The following is a 19,214-nucleotide window of genomic DNA, read 5'->3' on the forward strand; positions in this document are numbered from 1 at the left end:
CAGAGGCTGTGGCGGTACTCAAACAGCGCAAGTAGCCCGTCTGTAAACCTCTGCAGGGGTCGATCGACTTTTGCGAAATTTAGCCGATCGATCTTAAAGTTTTGTGTCTAAATGTTTCGCTCGATCGCCCGACGGTCGGTTTTTTTCCCCAACAGAGCCCAAACAGGGAGGGAAACTCAAAAGGTCGTGTTTTGCGATCGCCCTCCCGTGCTTAGATCGAAATAGGGGTTTTAGCCGGACAAACCCACACTCTATCTGACAAATCTGCTATTCTCGCTTTCATGACAGTAATACCGCACCGCGCTAATCTCTTGCAAGACCGCAATCAACTGCATCAGTTTCTGTTAAATTGCCAGCAGTCTTTAACCGAAAAAGATCGCACAAAAATAGTTAGTATTTCTCAGGAAATTTATCCCCTCGATCCGCTAGCTGTACTGCAAGAGATTTCCGAACCTTGTCAGCGGCACTTTTACTTTGAAAAAAGAGACCCCATTGCCGGCAAAAGTTTTGCAATTGCCGCCCTTGATTCGGCAATCCATCTCACCGTAGCAGGAACCGATCGCTTTGTGGCAGCTCAAAACTTTATTCGTTCAACAGTTGCCAATACAATTACCATTGGTGCGGAACGCTTGCCATTTAGCGGACCTCACTTTTTTTGTAGCTTTGCTTTTTTTGATGAGAACATTGCTGCTAATTCTTACTTTCCGCCCGCCACCATATTTTTACCCAAATGGCAGATTGCCAGACAGAAAGATAGCTGCATTCTCGTCGCCAACGCCATCATAGAAAAAGATCGAAACGTTAAAAACATTGCTGAGAATATTTGGCAAACCTTTGATAAAATTGAATCTCGCAAATACCATAAACTAACAACTGCGATCGACAGTTCGATATCTTTGAAACAAATCCCCGTCAATGATGCCAGTCAATTTAAAACATCAGTCAAGTCGGCTTTAGAATTGATCGCCTCTAAATATTTTAGTAAAATAGTTTTATCCCAAGCAATCAATGTGATTTCTCAAACCCCTTTCAGTTTAATAGATTCATTAAACAACTTGCGCCTCAGCTATCCAGATTGCTATGTATTTTCAACCAGTAACGGCAAAGGACAAAATTTTATCGGTGCTAGTCCAGAACGCTTAATTAGCATTCACAACAATCAGTTATTAACAGATGCTTTAGCAGGTTCAGCACCGAGAGGAAAAACGGAGGCGGGAGATGCGAAATTAGCCCAAGGATTGCTAGAGAGTGAGAAGGATATTCGCGAACATCAAGTTGTGATTGACTTTATTGTCGATCGCCTATCTAAACTCGGCATAACCCCCAAATTTTCCCCAGTGCCCAGACTGCTGCAACTATCAAACATTCAGCACTTGTGGACACCTATAACAGCTCAAATTCCCCCTGATATTCATTTATTAAAGATTTTAGCTCAACTGCATCCAACCCCAGCGGTAGCGGGCGTGCCGAGAGATGTTGCCCTCGAACAAATTCGCCGCTGCGAAAGCTGCGATCGCTCTTTGTACGCAGCACCCCTGGGCTGGATCGATCGCAGGGGAAACGGCGAATTTGCCGTGGGAATTCGATCGGCATTAATCGATGGCGATCGGGCTATACTTTATGCTGGTGCTGGTATTGTTGTCGGTTCGGAACCAGAAAAAGAACTAGCAGAAATTCAGCTCAAATTACAACCACTTTTAAATGCTTTAGTCTAATTCAGCTACTTTGCCGAATGTAGACTTGTCTGGCTAATTGATTGAGTCTGTGTTAATGTTTAATTTTCACCTCCTCAAAATGTTCTACTATGGGAAAAGGATCGTAAAAATGGTGAAGCATTCTTTTCCACTCTTGATATTCAGCGGAATTCCTAAATCTAATGGTATGAGCTTCTAAATGTTCCCATCTCACCAATAATAGATATTTTCCTTGAACTTCTGTGCAGCGATGAAGTTCGTGAGATAAATATCGATCTATAGACGCTATCAGACTGGAGGCTTCTCTAAAAGCTATCTCAAAATCCCTCTCACACCTAGATTTGACATTCAGCACAACCGCCTCAAGAATCATAAAAATGTATCCTGACAATTATTTGAGTATAATATCCTAGCACAATACAGAGTTGAGCTACTCAGGTTTAGCAATGCCAATAGATTTTCGCAACACAAATACCGTCTGGGCTTCCGTATTAGCAGAAACTTTGCAGCGGTTGGGATTAACTACCGCCGTGATTTGTCCCGGTTCGCGATCGGCACCGCTAACAATAGCCTTTGCTCAAAACAAAAAAATAGAAACTATTCCCATACTAGACGAACGTTCAGCCAGCTTTTTTGCATTAGGAACCGCAAAAAAATCATATTTGCCAACAGCACTAATTTGTACATCGGGAACTGCAGCAGCTAACTTTTATCCTGCTATAATAGAAGCGAGAGAAAGTCGAATTCCCCTGCTAATATTCACCGCCGATCGACCTCCAGAACTGCGGGAATGTCACGCCGGACAAGCGATCGATCAAGTTAAAATATACGGCAATTATCCGAACTGGCAAGCCGAATTAGCGATGCCTTCTGCGTCCAGAGGAATGCTAGACTATCTGCGGCAGACGATCGTGTATGCTTGGGAGCGATCGCAATTTCCAACTCCCGGCCCCGTTCACCTCAACATCCCCTTTCGCGACCCGCTTGTACCCGTTCCAGACATAGCTGTAGAAGCTTTAGAAACACAATTCAATCCCGAAGATTTCTTTGCAGGATTAGAACCCATTTTCGCAGGAGAAAGCTCTACCCCCCCCAGCCCCCCCTTGTTAAGGGGGGGAGAAGAAAGTACAATGCAACAATGGCAAAAGTGCGGTCGAGGGATAATTATTGCAGGCGTGGCACAGCCTCAATTTGCCGAAAAATACTGTAGTGCGATCGGCCAAATTTCCAAATCATTAAACTGGCCAGTTTTAGCAGAAGGACTATCCCCACTCAGAAACTACGCCCAACTAAACCCCCATCTAATTTCCACCTACGATTTAATCCTGCGAAACCGCGAAATAGCAGATAAATTAACCCCAGAAATCGCCATTCAAATCGGAGACTTACCCACAAGCAAAGAACTGCGAAACTGGCTAGACAAAACCCAACCCAAACGCTACATAATCGACCCCAGCCACCACAACTTCGATCCGCTACACGGCAAAACAATTCACCTGCGAACCTCCGTAGAAAATCTCGCAACTAATCTCGCAACTATATTAACTCAAGTCCCCCCCCTAAACAAGGGCGAGTCAACTCAAGTCCCCCCCCTTAGCAAGGAGGAATCAACTCAAGTCCCCCCCCTTAGCAAGGGGGGGTTAGGGGGGGTTCTAACCTCTCCCTCAAACGAATACCTCCAACTTTGGCGCAACACCGAAATCCAAGTCAGACAAACAATCGACCAAAAAATAGCAACAATTAACAACATAATCGAGCCCAAAGTTTCCTGGCTGCTTTCCCAAATTTTGCCGCCAGCAACACCGATATTTATTGCCAACAGTATGCCCGTCCGAGATGTAGAGTTTTTCTGGAAGCCGAACATCTTAGAAATAAAACCATTTTTCAATCGAGGCGCTAACGGTATAGACGGCACATTATCAACAGCTTTTGGAGTTGCTCACCGCAATCAAAGCAGTATTTTGTTAACAGGCGATTTAACACTTTTGCACGATACAAACGGTTTTTTAATTAAAAATAAATTTATAGGTCATCTGACAATCATATTAATTAATAACAACGGCGGCGGAATTTTTGAAATGTTGCCCGTTGCCAAATTTGACCCGCCATTTGAAGAGTTTTTTGCCACTCCGCAGCAGATAAATTTTGCTCAGTTGTGTGCAACTTATGGCGTGGAACACGAGGTAATTGAAGATTGGGAACAGTTCAAAGAAAAATTAAATTTGCTGCCAAATAGCGGGATTCGCGTCTTAGAATTGCAAACTGACAGGCGATCGGATGCTAAATGGCGGCAAGACAATCTAGGTAAATTTGCCAAAGATTTGTAAATTTGTAGGTTGAGCAGGTGGAAGGAAACCCAACCTACACTAATTTAAACTGCTGGTTGAGCTAGCAGCGAATCTAACTCTCCATCGGCATCGAGTTTGTGAATGTCATCGCAGCCGCCTACGTGTTGGTTATTAATGAAAATTTGGGGTACGCTGCGGCGTCCGTTAGCGCGATCGGCCATTGCTTTTCTAGCCGCTTCGTCGCCATCAATTTTGTATTCCGTGAAATTTACGCCTTTCCACCACAGCAAAGTTTTGGCGCGGATGCAGTAGGGACAGGTTTGCCAAGTATAGATTTCCACATTGGCTTTGATGCGATCGGGCTTGCGGCCCAAGATGGGATTGAGAAAATCAAGCATTTTCGGTACTGGGGTAAAAATTAAACTGGTTGGGGCATTAACGATCATTTTAGCGAAATGCCGTCAGCCCCACGTCCTACCCAAAAATCGGCGCGGGATGGAATTGCCTGTGGCAACCTGTGCCCCTGTGACCCAAGTCACAACTTTACTCTACTCGGATCACTTGCTTTCACCCTAGAGAATCACATTCGCGGCCTCATTAATATCACCGATCTTTTGAGGAAACCAGAAGATGATAAATATATCGAATTCAACCGCACTGCCATGCACCCCGTACAACTCCTTCCCGGCGCTATCTCTGAAATCCTCGCTTCTGTAACCGATACAGGCGTTTTGACTCTGGCGGATCGCTACGGTTTGATGGCCGCCACCTTCGACGACTCTCTGAATGACGAAGACAGAGGCTGTGTCAACCGCTTGCTGCGGGCGGTGCTCCGAGGCCGAGTCCAAGTAGTCAACGAACTTTCAGCAGCATTCTAATCGGGATTTGAAGTTTTGTTCTGAAGGCAAGGTGAGTCAGCGGTAGATGAAAATAGTGGAAACTCAGGCAGGAGTGGAAACAGCGGTAATTTGAATTCGATTTAAAGTTTTCTCCTCTAACTCAACAACGGTTTATTTGTCAAAGCAGCCTTTACAGGCTGCTTTTTTTTGATCTAATCGCGGATTTCGAGGTTGTACTGGCGGCAGAGGGCAATCAGTTTTTGTTGGAATCGATCGCGCACGCTGTCTGGAGACACAATGACGCAATCTTCGCCGTAACGGAATACCTCCCGAATCAGCCAAAAGGGATTGGAAACGCGCCGCACAACTTGTCGCACCTTGGTTTTTCCCTCTCCTAAGACTTCATCCTGAATATCCTTGTCCACTCTGCGTTCATAGGCTTTGATCAGTCCGCCCCGAAAGTGTAAGTACACTGCTAGATAATCTAAGCCTTCGCACCGCCAGTGTCCACTTATAGGGACGATCGCTTTGATGTTGTCGAAGCGCAGACAGCGGTTGTGGATGAGTTCCGCAAAATCGGGATTTTTGATGTCATCAGTCTCTTCGCACCAGATGTTGAGGTAAAAGCGTTTTTCTTCAAAAGACACCTCGGCGTATCGCACGGTGTACTCTAAGTCCTCTCCTTGGTTATTGCGGTAGAGGAGGTGAAATGGCTGTTGAGCCTTCCGGAGCTCATCGACGCGGGGACGCCATCCCTCGCTGGGTTGACTAACCAGTTGCAGAATTGATTGACGCAGGGGAGCATCAAGATTGCCCCGATCTAACATTAATGCTGCCAGGACTTCTGCGTCTCGAAGATGACCTGAATCAACAAGGAGTTTAGCAGCTTGTTGTAAGGCTGCGACTTCGGTGGAGTTGAGGGTGAAGGGTTCACCAACTTCTAACTTGTGCTGGGCGATCGCGACCAATAACCCCGATACGCTGGGACTTTTGCCCCATTTGATATCGAGGCGAAGGGCGATCGCCTCTAGCTGTTCCTTGGTTTCCGGCGGGACTGAAAGGGTGAGTGCTTCTTTTTTTCGCGGCATTTTTTAAATATACTTGCACTTTTTAGAAATTTGTGTCATTGTAGGTTTAATCTAATTACAGATTACATCAAGCTACAGGCAGATAACCATGACAGCCTACACTATTCGGCTAAAACCCGTGTACTCACGTCCCGCCCAGACGCTTCCATCAGGCATTACCTTACCTCCGGGCTGGGACGGGCTCTCGCAGCATCAAGTCGAAACCTACGAAGCACTGCAAGACCCAACCATTGATGTTGTCTTCAATACAGCGATGACAGGGGACGGTAAAAGTTTAGCAGCTTTTTTGGCAGCCGTGACCAATCGCACGTACACTTTAGCAATGTACCCGACAAATGAACTCGCACGAGATCAGGAAAAACAGGTAAGAGGCTACAAAGCGCAGTTTAAACCGGAAAACGACCCGCAGATTTATCGTTTGAATGCAGCAATTCTCGAAGATTTTATTACCACAAACAAACTTTCTTCAAAATTAGCAGGATTGTGCGATCGCGCCGACAACTCAGAGATTTTACTGACCAATCCCGACATCTTCCACTACATCCACGACTTCCGCTATTTGCGGCGAAACCAAAAAGGCCAAGGAGACAATGCCGATCGCCTATTTGCCAAAATTGACGACAGCTACGAACTCTTTGTTTTTGACGAATTCCACATTTTCTCATCTCCCCAAATTGCCAGCGTCATCAATGCCATCCTGTTAATTAAACACACTGTTCCAGGCAAAAAGTTTTTATTCCTCTCTGCTACACCTAACGATTTGTTGGAGGAGTTTTTATCTAAAGCTGGATTAAAGTATCGCATCATCAATCCAGTCAAGCAGGGAGGTTATCAGTTTTCAGCAGGTGACAACTGGCGGCAGATTAGTTATCCGATTAACTTGAGTTTTCCGCAAAAATTAGAGCCCAACCTGCGCTCTAGTTATAACTGGATTGTCGAAAATGCCGAAACAACGATTTTGAAATTTTTTCAAGATAATCCTGAGAGTAAAGGTGCAATTATCCTGAACTCGATTGCCGCTGTAAAAACCTTAGTCCCCAAATTCAAGGCGATTTTTGAACCGCTGGGATTGAAAATCCGAGAAAATACTGGATTGACTGGTGAGACAGAAAAGTCTAAATCGGTTGAAGATGCTGATTTACTTTTGGGAACATCGACAATTGATGTGGGAGTTGATTTTAGGATTAATTTTTTGGTATTTGAAGCGGCGGATGCGGGCAATTTTATTCAGCGTTTTGGTAGGTTGGGGAGACATCCTGGCTTTGACATTTATCAAGCTTATGCTTTGCTGCCCAACTTTATTGTAGAGAGGCTGTTTGAGGCGGAAAATCACCCGCTGCAAGATGGCGAAACGCGCGATCGCATTAGTTTGTCCGAGGCTATCCGCCAGCATTACGGCTATGTCAACGAGTTTCGACAGTATCCCAAACGGTGGGGCGGAATTCAGTCAGCTTGCGTGCATTTAGAGTTAGAAAAAAATTATCAGATGAAAACCCAATATCCCGAAGCAGCGGATAATTTTGCAGCCGATATTGAGCAAGCTTTGGGAGTTACGATCAAACAGATGCGAGCGCAGCTTTTCCGCTGTATGGAAAAAGAGAAAAAGAAAATTATTGAGGAGGCTCGAAGTTTTCGCGGTATCAGCCAGTTAGATTGCGGGATTTATGACACTACTAATCCCGATGAGCCTGAGAAAGAAAGGTTTAAAACTTACAATCTCCCCAGTTTGCTCACTAACTTTCATTTTGAGTTGATGACAAGCGCCGACTTTATGGAGCGAGCTAAAAAAGCCGGGTTAGCAGTCAGCCGCTTTGAGAAAGCTTTGTGTTATTTGAAATTGACTGGATATCGGGAATTGCGAGAAGATTGGCAGTTTTATTGCTCGCGAGATGACCTCAGCGAGATTGCTAAATCCGGCAAAGTCCAAATTCTCAAAAATTTGGAAGTCACAGGAGGAACTAATGAGATTAGCGACAAATTATCTAGTCGAGGGTTGGTGTGTTTTGTCTCCGATCGCGATCGGGCTACTTTACGTGCCAAATGCGGATTGCCCGTGCATTTCCAAGCCTATGGTTTGAGCGATGGATTTCATGGTAAAGCAAATTACACCATAGCATTTGGGCGATCGGCGCTGTTGCTGGAGACGCTGATTTGGCACTGGAAACCGCAGCAGGATGAAGGGTGGATATGCTGAAAAGATTGAGGAGAAAGGGTTTTGCCCGACATCAGAAGGCGATAGCGTTTCAATCCCTGAGAGGTATTTGTTAGGTATTTCTACCAGTGCAGCACTGAACTGCGACCTTTCTCCATACATATACGATACACGATTTTGTTACTGCGCTCAACACAAGGCTATAGCGACACTTTCATCATAAGGCTATAGCAACTACTTGACATTTCACAGGAGAGGATGGCACGATGGGAACAACCTCAACAGACTTCTTATGGATATTCATCTCAACGACAGCGACATCTCTCAGATGCCTGAACTGCTAAGGACTTCGTTTCTCGAATGGCTCCCCAAACGCCTAAATATCAATCCGTCACAGCCCGATCGAACAGCCGTTCCCCAGCAGTCGAGTAAACCGGAGACACTACCAACTCAGTTAACTCTCGATTTGGCACTTGCCAGTCAGATTTCTGACGAGAAAGCAGACAACTCCCATGTCAAGCTGACTCAGCTATTTGATGCAGGTATCACCAAGCGAGGAATGCCCGTGCGAGTCAAACTGAAGCGGGAGGTGGCAAAAAAGTTAGGTCGTGACTATATCAATAGCCTGGAAATCTCCATGAAAGGAACCATTGTTTACGGCGGACAAGATTTTGATAAACCGAGTCCCTTGGCAGAAAAAGTAAATGGTAGTTCAGCTAATGGCTGGGAGTACATCGAGGTTAAAAAGAATGACCAGTGGATTTGTTTAAATGAATTGCGCGAAACCTGGAGGAAGACCAATGACTAGAGATAATTTACTGTCCCGAATTGCGATCGATCCAAATATCTGTTTTGGAAAACCTTGCATTCGCGGCCATCGGATTTGGGTTTCCCTAATCCTTGACTACCTAGCTGGAGGAATGACTGTTGAGGAAATTCTAGAAGCATATCCCAGCATAGAAAGAGACGATGTATTCGCTTGTATTGCTTACGGTGCCGAAGTAACGCGAGATTATTATGCCGAAATTCCATTAGGAAAAAAGGAGGAAGCAGCAACGTGAAGCTAAAGCTAGATGAAAATGTCGATGTTCGCGTTATCACCTTTTTGCGTTTGGCAGGGCATGACGTAGAAACAGTCGCAAGTGAAGGTTTGACTTCAGCCTCCGATGTCGAACTTATTAATGTTTGCCATCAAGAGGAAAGATGTTTAGTTACTGCCGATCGCGGATTTGGCAATCGGATGCGGTTTAATCCATCTGAGTATGCGGGGATTGTGGTAATTCGGCTAACATCTCGTGCCAATTTTGCAGAATGGAAAGAAGCAATAGAAACGTTAATCCTCGGATTAGAGCAAGCAGAAGTTTTTGGGAAATTGTGGATTATTCGACAGGGTGCAATTCAGGAATATCAACCCAGTGAACCAGAGGAAACAGAATCATGAATGAAGATGAACTTTACAAATGGCTGCACTCGACCGACGATGATGACAATGAAACGCCAGCGAAATACGAACTTTTGACAGTTCGACTGTTTAAAGAAGCAATTCGAGAAGCAGAAGGAAATCAGGGCGATCGCCTTTTAACATCTTTCGCCGAAAATGTCCTACCAAAACTGATTCAGCAGCTAGTTGGAGCCACAGCCAAAGGCGGTCAATTTACAGAAGATATGCGCGCAAAAGGCAACAACGTCGAGCGCAGCAAACACGATCAATCATTTACTTCTCACCTGCTTAACGGCTTATTCCCAACTTACCGAATTCTCAAGAAACTCAAGACAGATACACCTGAAACCAATCCTGTTAAACGCAACTGCGGTGAAACAGAAACAGCTTTGTTCGTAGCATCGTACATCCTGCACGACTTCGATAAGTTTCCAGATTATTGTAAATGGCTGAAAACTAACGATTTAGAGGGAAAATTTGCCAACCGAGACTGGCGAGACAAACCACCTCATAAAGACGAAGCCCCCAATTTTGGACGCGATTATGTTGCTCTCAAAATTCAACAACTTGGATTAAATAGTTTATTAGGCGACAATTGGCGATCGCACATCGACGATCTTGTGTGGATGAGCAACAATGCCGGAGTCAAACATGATAGCGATCGCGGTCTTGAAATTCGCGGATTGCAGCCTAAACTCGATGGTAGAATTAGAGGAACTATAGCCAATTTAGTCAGACTCTCAGACTTATTCGCCTCAGTTATCAAACATCCCAGCGATGCGGAAGCTAAGGGTTTATCTGAAGTTTTGAATTCTCTTAGCAACGGACAACTTAAATTTACCTATCACTCGCTTTCAGACAATCGCGGAGTATTGACAAATATCATTAACAATGCTCTGATGGACGCTCATCCCAGCGAGTTTTATGCACCGCTGCTGTATTTACCAGACGGTGTAGTTTATCTAGCTAAAACCAATGCACCGGCCATCGAAACCACTGAAATTCCTAACCAAGTTATCGCCAAAATCAAGAACCTTTGTGCCGAGAGATTGAAGCTCAAAACAATAGGATTTAGTCGAGACGGAAAAGGCTTTAAATTTGGTGAATTTTACTGGCTGTTTTTTGATATAATCGAACTCATGGGAGTTAGCATCGAAGCAGCTTGCAAACTAATTACCAGCACCAAAGCATCCTCTGCAAAAAAGCGCAGCGACAGCTTGGTAAGTTTCCAAAAAGATGGATATTTACCCGGTGAATTGAATCTTGAATTTCCCGAAGATTATCGAATAGACAGGCTAGCAGAATTTGGGGATATCCTGTCTCGGGGCATTTGGAATAAATGGCAGGAACGCTTGAGTGATTCTCAGAAAGAATTGCCCAAAGCTAAACGGCAAAGCCCGCCGGAATTAGATTTGACTCAAAAACTTGCGGAACATTTAGGTTTAGCCGACCAAATCCCCGCTTTAAAAGCAATTCAATCTCTGAAAAAAACAGGCGGCGTTCCTCTGGATTGGTATTACTTAGCTGCACAGTATTTTGAACGAAATAAAGGATTAGATGAAACTCAAGTGCGCGCGGTTTTAACCGATATGGTTGAATGTGCAGTCACTCTCATCAAACCCATCGCCGAAAAGTTTAAAATTCCCGACGGCTGGAACGATTTGCGGACTTATGTCAGCCGCATTGTTTCCTTGCCGACGGGGGCAGTTGTCAAACCCGAAACCGATCCTTTTTTACTAGAATTGGCGCGCTACAGTGCAGCCAAAATTACAGGGAGAGGACGCGAAAATGTTTGTGCGATGTCGAGTTCGGCTTACACTGTGACGGAACAAATGGAAGCGGCGACTTTGTTTACTCCCCAAGTTTACAGCAACCGCCAAATTTTATTTAACGCGCAAGCTGCCAAGCGTCAGATTTGCTCAATTTGGTCTATCGAAATCATGTTGAGACAAATTTTGATGAATCAAACCAATGCCACGGGAGGAGACTTTGAAGGGCGTAAATACCGCTATCTCTATCTTTACCCAGCTTACTTCTTTACTCCCGAAACCAACAAGTTTCTTCAGAAAGCTTACAGTTGGATTGCCAGGACGAGATTTGATGCTGATATCCGCAAGCATTTGATTACTGAGAAACAAATTGCTAATTTTACCCTTGACAATTATCAACAGGTTGATTCATTATTGATTCAGGAGAATTTGCAATCAGAAGACGATCGCACTTTCAAGATCAGCTATCCCGACAATCAACCGCTGACCTTTTTTTTCCTAGCATTGCCACCAGGAAAAGATGCCACAGATACCGAATCTTGGGTAATGCCGACTTGGTTAGCCTTTGCTTTACCGCTAATTCTCGATGTCAAAACAGTTGCATCCGAGTCGCCAGTACCGCCCTTTATTAGCGGTGCAGATTTTGAAAAAACCGTTGTAATTGATGGCGAACATCAAGCAATTCGTTCTCTGATTAAGCAAGATGAATATCGCCTAGACGGCATTTTGCCTCCGCCATCAAATCTGCCTAAATTTTCACCGCTAAATGCTCTAAGTGCCGCTTACTGCATTCACTTAGAAGTTAACCGCAAAAAAGATGGCAATCCCGACTGGGGGAAATTGTCAGATTTAGCACGCGATTTAGAAACCAGTCCTCTTTATGTCTTTCACTACCTGAATAAATGGCTGCGAAAACAAGACAAAATTGAGTCCGTACCCATTGCCAAAATCCGCCTGTACCTAAATTTTTACTACTACTTTGAACCGGAGGGAAAAACCGTGAATCAAATGCGAGAACTGACCGAACTGTACCGCCGCTTTTATCGGGCAAAAAGTCAATATGCGAAAGCTAATGCTGTGCTGAAACCTATTGACGAAGCTGCTGACGTTATTCTGAAATTTGACAAAGCTTTAGCCAACAATACTGAATCTTTAACAGATATTGTGGGGGGACGTTTATCAAAGCTGATGAATAACGTGCGGCGGCGCGCGGCGGAAGGAAAACCGACACTTGCTTTTGTTGATGGGAAGTGGAAACCTGCTTTGAATTCTGAGGAAGAACGGCAAGCAATTTATGATTTTGCTAAATATTTTGTGGAGGTGATTTTTGATGGGAGTTTAAAAGGCGATCGCGCTCGTTTAGCAGGCACTCAACTCAACTTGATTCGGGATACTTGCGATTACCTTTATCGCTTGGAAGATGACAAAGAACGCAGGGAACGCAAGCAGGAAGAACCTGATGAAGTTCCCGAAACAGAAACAGAATCTGCTTAGATAGTCCTCATTTTTGCAATCAACTTGTACTGGAGAAACAAACCATGAAATTTCTGAACAGCCTCGATTCTAAATTTTTCCATGATGAAATTCCCGCAAAACCGATGGGAAAATACGCTCATTTTATCACCGTTCGCGTCACCGAATCTTATCCGCTGTTTCAGACAGACGGCGAATTGAATAAAGCCAGGGTAAGTGCTGGAATTGAAGACAAAACCCAGATCAGCCGTTTAGCAATGTTTAAGCGGAAACAATCTACACCAGAACGTTTAACAGGACGGGAGTTGCTGCGAAATTACAAAATTGGCGACTGGGAAAAGTGCGACTACAACGTCGATTTTAGCAAAACTACTCCTGATTGTATTTTGTACGGTTTTGCGATCGGCGATTCGGGTTCTGAGAAATCTAAAGTAGTCGTAGACACCGCTTATTCAATTACTCCCTTCGACGATTCTCACCTCAATTTCACCCTCAATGCACCATTTGAAAGTGGAACAATGAGCCGTCAGGGAGAAGTTACCAGCCGCATTAACAGCCAAGACCACATTTTACCTCAAGTCTTTTTTCCCAGCATTGTAACGCTAAAAGACCCCACAGAAACAGGTTTTATCTACGTTTTCAACAACATTCTCCGAACGCGACACTACGGAGCGCAAACAACTCGCACTGGTCGAGTTCGCAATGAATTGATCGGGGTGATTTTTGCTGATGGTGAGATTGTTAGCAATCTGCGGTGGACTCAAAAAATTTACGATTTGATGAGCGCTGCGGGCAAAATTAATCCCCCAGATCCTCTCAATGAAGATGATGTTTTGACTCATGCGAATCAAGCAATTTCTGAACTGATGGATGGAGAGTGCATCTCGCACCGCGATTTTCTCGGCGAAGCTTTTAATAGCCTTTTGGCAGAAGTTAAATCGATTTCCAGTGATGAAACTAAACTGCAAGCAATGCTGACTCATGCCAATACAGAATCAACAGCTTACGCTCAGAAACATATCTTAAAGAGTTCTGAAAAAGGCAAGAAAGGTAAAAAAGCAGTTGCACCTACGGAGTAAAGATCGTGGCTTTTATTTACCGCTGTCAAATCGAGTTGCACGATAGCCTTTATTTTGCAACTCGCGAGATAGGGAGACTTTACGAAACTGAGCCGGTAATTCACAATTACGCGCTTTGTTACGCCCTCGGTTTGGTGGATAGCGAAATCTATTCCACCACCGTTTCTGAAGAACATTCCTATCGCTATTTCTGTCCCGAACAAGTTCCTAAATACGAGCCGCATTTAACGGCGCTCAACCAACAGGGGATTTATGTTACTCCGGGGCGTTCTATTTCTCACTCCTCTACTCTTAACACTTGGAAATATGCCAACAACAACTATCACGTTGAGATGGAGAAAACTCAGAAAAATATCCCTAGTTTTGGCAGAACAAAAGAAATTGCGCCGGAAAGCAAATTTGAGTTTTTCATAATCTCAGAAAAGTCTCTCAAACTGGCAAAGTGGATTCGTTTGGGAAAGTGGATGAGCAAAGCAGCAGTCGAAATTGTAGAACAGAAGGAAGTGAAGCGATCGCCCTCAGAAACCGACTTCATCTTTCCCTATCTGCTAAACCCTTTAGATGTGATGTTTTCCCATCAAGTGATTAGCTACGATGTGGTTAATATGCCCCCAGTTAGCCTCATCCAAAATGTCAAAATGCTAGGGCGATATTACGAGTTTGACAAACTCAAAATTCCGGCGTGTATGGAATACCGCTTTCGGGCCGATTAATAGGAGGCAGAGCCTCTATAAATGCGTTCCCAGGTAGAACCTGGGAACGAGAAATGAGAAATGAGAAAACGAGAAACCAGGGAAAACCTCTCGGCTAATTCAAACCTCTTTTAACCATTAACCCAATATGCCGCACAGCCTAGTCCTCAACATCCTGCCCCTGGCCCCAATTCCCCCCGGATACCTCACCGGAAGACACCTGCACGCCCTCTTCCTCACCCTCGTGAGCTCCGTTGACAAAAAACTCGGCGATCGCCTCCACGATGCCACCGCCCAAAAATCGTTCACCCTCAGCCCTTTGCAAACTAAAAAATGCCCTTTCAAAAAACATCATTTCCTGCAATGGGAACACACAGAACCGATTCCAGAACACACCCTTTGTTGGTGGCGAATTACTCTGCTTGATGACACTTTATTTGGCAAGTTAACTCAGCTTTGGCTGAACCTCAATCCCTCGAAGCCGTGGCATCTCGGGCCCGCCGATTTGATGATTACTAAGATTCTCGGAACGCCCCAAGTAGATCAGCCTTGGGCTAATGCTTGCGATTACTCTCAATTGTACGATCGCGCTTCTGAAACTAATCGTTTAATTGCCTTCAGTTTTGCGACTCCTACTACCTTTCGACAGGGAAAATTTGATTCGGTGATTCCTACTAGAGACTGCGTTTTTAACAGTCTCCTCAGTCGGTGGAATAAGTACAGCCCGATCGCAATTCCCGATCTGTCATTCGATGCACTTTTTTCGACATTTGTCAATATAAAAAGTGAAAGATTGACTAACTATCAAAGTGATTTTGTCGGCATGGTTGGGGAGGTTAGTTATCGGATTTTGGGAGATGTGGAGCCTTTAGCGATTAAGCAAATTAATGCTTTGGCTGATTTTGCTGTTTACTGCGGGGTGGGGAGGAAAACTCCGATGGGGATGGGAATGACTCGAAGAATAGTTGTTAATAAGAGTTCTTGATAACTGAACGTAAAACCCATAGTCCGGCAAGGGTTGAAACCCCTGCCTCAAAGCTAAAGTCCTCTAAAGAGGACTGCAAGTATGAATGATTAAATTACTTCTTCAGTCGCTTTCAACCTTTGCGCTTACTGTTACCGATAAGAGCAAAATCTCATCAATGATTAAATTACTTCTTCAGTCGGTTTCAACCGGTAAGTTCATGTTGGGGCTTAGACGCTCCCGTCAATGATTAAATTACTTCTTCAGTCGGTTTCAACCGACTTTAGCTATGAGACAGGGGTTTCAACCCCTGGCGGACTGGGGCATCACTAATTAATTCCAATTACCAATCTCCTACAAACCATCAAAAACATGAACGATTTAGATTACATTTCGATCGCAACTCTCAACCAATACTCCTATTGCGCTCACCGCTGTTGGCGAATGTCTTGCGCTGGAGAATTCACCGATAATCAGTATACCATTGAAGGCACGAGTTTGCACGATCGCGTTCACACGATGGGCGAAATTAACCGCGATGAAACTTGGCAGGTTCGGGCGATTTGGCTGAAATCCGAGCGCTACAAGCTGATTGGTAAATCGGATTTGATTGAGTCGGCTGAGGGTGAGATTTATCCGGTGGAATACAAGCGGGGACGGAAGGGGGAATGGGATAACGACGAGTTGCAAGTTTGCGCCCAAGCGCTTTGTTTGGAGGAGATGACGGGGAAAACTATTGCGACTGGATATGTGTATTACGCGCAATCGCATCAGCGGCAATTAGTCGAGATTTCTGAGGGTTTGAGACAGGAAGCCATCGCAACTATTGAAAAAGTCGGTGCTCTTTGGCGATCGGGAAATATCCCTTTACCAGTTTACACCTCTCGGTGTAAGGGATGCAGTCTTTTTCCCCAATGTCTGCCCCAAGCTGCCGCCAAAGTCAACCGCTATCAAGAAGCAAGTTAATCTGCAAATAGGAGATTTCACAATGGGAACAGTTTACATTACTCAAGAAGATGCTTTTATTGGCAAAGTAGACGAACGTCTTACCGTTAAAGCTGACAAAAAAAATCTGTTGGACGTGCCATTAATTAAGATTGACGGCGTTGTTGCATTGGGACGGGCTACAGTTTCGCCGGCTGTGGTTGTGGAACTTTTGGAACGTCACATTCCTTTAAGTTTTTTGACAGTAAACGGACGTTATTTGGGGAGGTTGGAACCGGAGATGACGAAAAATATCTTTGTGCGAAAAGCTCAGTGGCAAGCGGCTGGGGAATCGGAACAAGCGGTGCATTTAGTTAGAGGGTTTGTACGGGGAAAGCTCAAAAATTACCGCAATACTTTGTTAGAATGTCAACGCAAATATTCTCCCCAGGATTTGGAAAAGCCCATCGCCCAATTGAAACAAGTCATCGCCTCTATTGATAAAACTTCCAATATTAATTCTCTGCGAGGATTAGAGGGGGCGGGTAGTGCGACTTATTTTGGCTGCTTCAATCGGCTGATTCGCGTGCCGGAATTTAGCTTTGAAGTTCGCCGCCGCCGTCCGCCTACAGATCCGGTTAACTCTCTGTTAAGTTTGGGATATTCTCTGCTGCGGCACGATGTTCAAAGTGCGGTGAATATTGTGGGATTCGATCCGTATTTGGGATATTTGCATTTTGAGCGCTATGGGCGTCCTTCCTTAGCGCTGGATTTGATGGAAGAATTTCGACCTTTGGTAGTTGATGCTGTAGTGTTGACAGCGATCAATTTGCAGAAAGTTTCCCCTAGCGATTTTACGGCAGAACCGTTGAGTGGCGCGGTTTCTTTGACAAAAGAAGCGCTGCACAATTTTTTGCGACTTTACGAACAAAAGAAACAGTCAAAGTTCAAGCATCCAGTGATGGAAAAGTTGTGTAGTTATCAAGAAGCTTTTGAAATTCAAGGGCGGTTGATGGCTAAGTATTTGATGGGTGAAGTTGATAAGTATCCGCCTTTGGTTCTTAAATAGGGAGGGCAATAAAGTTATGTTTGTTTTGGTTTGCTACGATATATCAGAGGACAAGCGCCGCACTAAGATTCACAATATTCTCAAGTCTTATGGGGAATGGAAGCAGTATTCGGTGTTTCATTGCGACGTGACGGATACCGAGTACGCCCGGATGCGCCAACGTCTGAATAGGGTGATTAAGTCGGAAGAAGACAGCATCCTGTTTCACTATTTGTGTGCTTGCTGTCAGGGCAAGATCGAGCGGATTGGCGGCCGGACACCGATCGATACTACAATCTTTATGGTCTGATTTTGCGTCTGGCTGTAGGTGTAGAACGGAGAGGGGAATTTTAATGGCTCAGAGCTTTACCAGGACTGGGTTTGCGGTGGTTTGTACCTCATGCGGGTCAGACGCAAATGCTGAAAGCTTTAGTGGGAGAGAGTTTGAGGTCTATTGGAATTTTGCCCCCTTGACGGGGCGATGGCTGAAACGGTATATTGATTGCAGTCAGACGCAACTGAACCTTGAAAATTTTATATTTCAAGCCTCCCAGACCCCGGCGCCGGAAACAACCTAAAACCCTATCAGGGATTGAAACATTGTATATATCTTTTGTGAGAAAACTTGCCGAAATCCGGAAACAACCTAAAACCCTATCAGGGATTGAAACATGGTAGGTGAAACGCCTGACACAGGCAATAACCGGAAACAACCTAAAACCCTATCAGGGATTGAAACGACAGAAACGATTGTGACGGGTGTGACGGATAAACCGGAAACAACCTAAAACCCTATCAGGGATTGAAACGCGCCAAGCCTACTCACGGGCCGCTCTCCAAGAAAGGCCGGAAACAACCTAAAACCCTATCAGGGATTGAAACACCCGCGCTGCACACTCTCAATCTTCAAAAATTTATCCGGAAACAACCTAAAACCCTATCAGGGATTGAAACTTAATCTTTCTAAAATCCCTATTGACATTGGCACATCCGGAAACAACCTAAAACCCTATCAGGGATTGAAACGCATCCATAATTACCTCCTGATATAGAATCAATCCCCGGAAACAACCTAAAACCCTATCAGGGATTGAAACGATCGCAGTCCGCGCTTTTGAGTCAGCGTTATCAAGCCGGAAACAACCTAAAACCCTATCAGGGATTGAAACGCACAAATACTCACGATTTGCGCTACAGCTCTTCAACCGGAAACAACCTAAAACCCTATCAGGGATTGAAACGGAATTGATAGCGGATCAATCTCGCACTCAATCAAGCCGGAAACAACCTAAAACCCTATCAGGGATTGAAACGATTCAATTCGTCGCGGTGGCTCCAAAAATACTCCCGGAAACAACCTAAAACCCTATCAGGGATTGAAACCTCGCTACTGGCTTTCGCAGCTTGAATTTACTAAACCGGAAACAACCTAAAACCCTATCAGGGATTGAAACCTTACACCGTGTCAAGAGCATCCGAATCGATAGCCGGAAACAACCTAAAACCCTATCAGGGATTGAAACACTTATATTAGTTACAGATAGCTGTAGGTAACTGGCCGGAAACAACCTAAAACCCTATCAGGGATTGAAACTTCTGACGGGCTTCTCGAACCGAACTAGGTAGGTAGTACCAGCCGGAAACAACCTAAAACCCTATCAGGGATTGAAACTATAAATTTATGCCTGTGCGATTCGTTTAACCTAAATGAGTAGAAATACTCAGGGACGGTTAGCCTAATCAACCGATTAGGACAACTGAGT

General features: G+C 44.7%; 17 protein-coding genes and 1 CRISPR repeat array. Of the genes, 14 read left to right on the forward strand and 3 right to left on the reverse strand.

All coding sequences use genetic code 11. The annotated features are described in order from the left end of the window. Positions 1 to 281 precede the first annotated feature (281 nt). Positions 282 to 1,715 carry an isochorismate synthase gene (locus tag QUA53_RS24170; protein WP_333100212.1) on the forward strand — a complete coding sequence of 478 codons (1,434 nt, stop codon included), beginning with the start codon at positions 282 to 284 and terminating at the stop codon, positions 1,713 to 1,715. Positions 1,716 to 1,767: 52 nt separating this feature from the next. Here QUA53_RS24170 and QUA53_RS24175 read toward each other — a convergent pair whose 3' ends face one another. Next, the gene (locus QUA53_RS24175) at positions 1,768 to 2,067 is read right to left on the reverse strand and encodes an antibiotic biosynthesis monooxygenase (protein WP_333100211.1); all 300 of its coding nucleotides are present in this window, start codon (positions 2,065 to 2,067) and stop codon (positions 1,768 to 1,770) included. 73 nt (positions 2,068 to 2,140) lie between these two features. Between QUA53_RS24175 and menD the strand changes: the two genes are divergently transcribed. Further along, positions 2,141 to 4,021, forward strand: coding sequence for a 2-succinyl-5-enolpyruvyl-6-hydroxy-3-cyclohexene-1-carboxylic-acid synthase (menD, locus tag QUA53_RS24180; RefSeq protein ID WP_333100209.1), 1,881 nt, complete (start codon positions 2,141 to 2,143; stop codon positions 4,019 to 4,021). A gap of 44 nt (positions 4,022 to 4,065) precedes the next feature. Here menD and grxC read toward each other — a convergent pair whose 3' ends face one another. Further along, positions 4,066 to 4,380, reverse strand: coding sequence for a glutaredoxin 3 (gene grxC / locus QUA53_RS24185; RefSeq protein WP_333100208.1), 315 nt, complete (start codon positions 4,378 to 4,380; stop codon positions 4,066 to 4,068). Between the two features lie 264 nt (positions 4,381 to 4,644). On the opposite strand from grxC, the gene QUA53_RS24190 reads away from it, so the two are divergent. Further along, positions 4,645 to 4,860, forward strand: coding sequence for a hypothetical protein (locus QUA53_RS24190; protein WP_172188518.1), 216 nt, complete (start codon positions 4,645 to 4,647; stop codon positions 4,858 to 4,860). 173 nt (positions 4,861 to 5,033) lie between these two features. Here the strand turns inward: QUA53_RS24190 and QUA53_RS24195 are convergent, their stop codons facing one another. Continuing rightward, positions 5,034 to 5,909, reverse strand: coding sequence for a WYL domain-containing protein (locus QUA53_RS24195; RefSeq protein WP_333100207.1), 876 nt, complete (start codon positions 5,907 to 5,909; stop codon positions 5,034 to 5,036). An 88-nt stretch (positions 5,910 to 5,997) separates the two neighbouring features. Between QUA53_RS24195 and cas3 the strand changes: the two genes are divergently transcribed. The 11 genes from cas3 (at position 5,998) to cas2 (ending at position 17,761) form a co-directional block, all read left to right on the forward strand. Further along, positions 5,998 to 8,103 carry a type I-D CRISPR-associated helicase Cas3' gene (gene cas3 / locus QUA53_RS24200; protein ID WP_333100205.1) on the forward strand — a complete coding sequence of 702 codons (2,106 nt, stop codon included), beginning with the start codon at positions 5,998 to 6,000 and terminating at the stop codon, positions 8,101 to 8,103. Between the two features lie 250 nt (positions 8,104 to 8,353). Then, positions 8,354 to 8,869 (forward strand): hypothetical protein, encoded by a 516-nt coding sequence (locus QUA53_RS24205; RefSeq protein WP_333100203.1) that lies wholly within the window; start codon positions 8,354 to 8,356, stop codon positions 8,867 to 8,869. Beyond that, on the forward strand, positions 8,862 to 9,122 hold the full coding sequence (locus QUA53_RS24210) for a DUF433 domain-containing protein (RefSeq protein WP_333100202.1): 261 nt from the start codon (positions 8,862 to 8,864) through the stop codon (positions 9,120 to 9,122). The genes QUA53_RS24205 and QUA53_RS24210 overlap by 8 nt, the downstream gene beginning before the upstream one ends. Then, entirely contained in the window at positions 9,119 to 9,502 is a 384-nt protein-coding gene (locus QUA53_RS24215) for a DUF5615 family PIN-like protein (RefSeq protein ID WP_333100200.1), read from the forward strand. The genes QUA53_RS24210 and QUA53_RS24215 overlap by 4 nt, the downstream gene beginning before the upstream one ends. Continuing rightward, complete coding sequence (cas10d, locus tag QUA53_RS24220) at positions 9,499 to 12,765, forward strand: type I-D CRISPR-associated protein Cas10d/Csc3 (protein WP_333100199.1); 3,267 nt, start codon at positions 9,499 to 9,501, stop codon at positions 12,763 to 12,765. Before QUA53_RS24215 ends, cas10d begins: the two co-directional genes overlap by 4 nt. Positions 12,766 to 12,809: 44 nt before the next feature. Next, complete coding sequence (gene cas7d / locus QUA53_RS24225) at positions 12,810 to 13,823, forward strand: type I-D CRISPR-associated protein Cas7/Csc2 (RefSeq protein WP_333100198.1); 1,014 nt, start codon at positions 12,810 to 12,812, stop codon at positions 13,821 to 13,823. A 5-nt stretch (positions 13,824 to 13,828) separates the two neighbouring features. After that, on the forward strand, positions 13,829 to 14,536 hold the full coding sequence (cas5d, locus tag QUA53_RS24230) for a type I-D CRISPR-associated protein Cas5/Csc1 (RefSeq protein ID WP_333100196.1): 708 nt from the start codon (positions 13,829 to 13,831) through the stop codon (positions 14,534 to 14,536). A gap of 127 nt (positions 14,537 to 14,663) precedes the next feature. After that, positions 14,664 to 15,500, forward strand: coding sequence for a CRISPR-associated endoribonuclease Cas6 (gene cas6 / locus QUA53_RS24235; RefSeq protein ID WP_333100195.1), 837 nt, complete (start codon positions 14,664 to 14,666; stop codon positions 15,498 to 15,500). A 351-nt stretch (positions 15,501 to 15,851) separates the two neighbouring features. Then, positions 15,852 to 16,445, forward strand: coding sequence for a CRISPR-associated protein Cas4 (gene cas4, locus QUA53_RS24240; RefSeq protein WP_333100194.1), 594 nt, complete (start codon positions 15,852 to 15,854; stop codon positions 16,443 to 16,445). A gap of 22 nt (positions 16,446 to 16,467) precedes the next feature. Then, complete coding sequence (cas1d, locus tag QUA53_RS24245; protein WP_333100193.1) at positions 16,468 to 17,472, forward strand: type I-D CRISPR-associated endonuclease Cas1d; 1,005 nt, start codon at positions 16,468 to 16,470, stop codon at positions 17,470 to 17,472. A 16-nt stretch (positions 17,473 to 17,488) separates the two neighbouring features. After that, positions 17,489 to 17,761 (forward strand): CRISPR-associated endonuclease Cas2, encoded by a 273-nt coding sequence (cas2, locus tag QUA53_RS24250; protein WP_333100192.1) that lies wholly within the window; start codon positions 17,489 to 17,491, stop codon positions 17,759 to 17,761. Positions 17,762 to 18,014: 253 nt separating this feature from the next. After that, a CRISPR array of direct repeats spans positions 18,015 to 19,123; the repeat unit is 36 nt; unit sequence CCGGAAACAACCTAAAACCCTATCAGGGATTGAAAC. The last annotated feature ends 91 nt before the right edge of the window (positions 19,124 to 19,214 follow it).

Origin of the sequence: Microcoleus sp. Pol12B3, from assembly GCF_036701355.1 — a bacterium.
Classification (GTDB): Bacteria; Cyanobacteriota; Cyanobacteriia; order Cyanobacteriales; family Microcoleaceae; genus Microcoleus.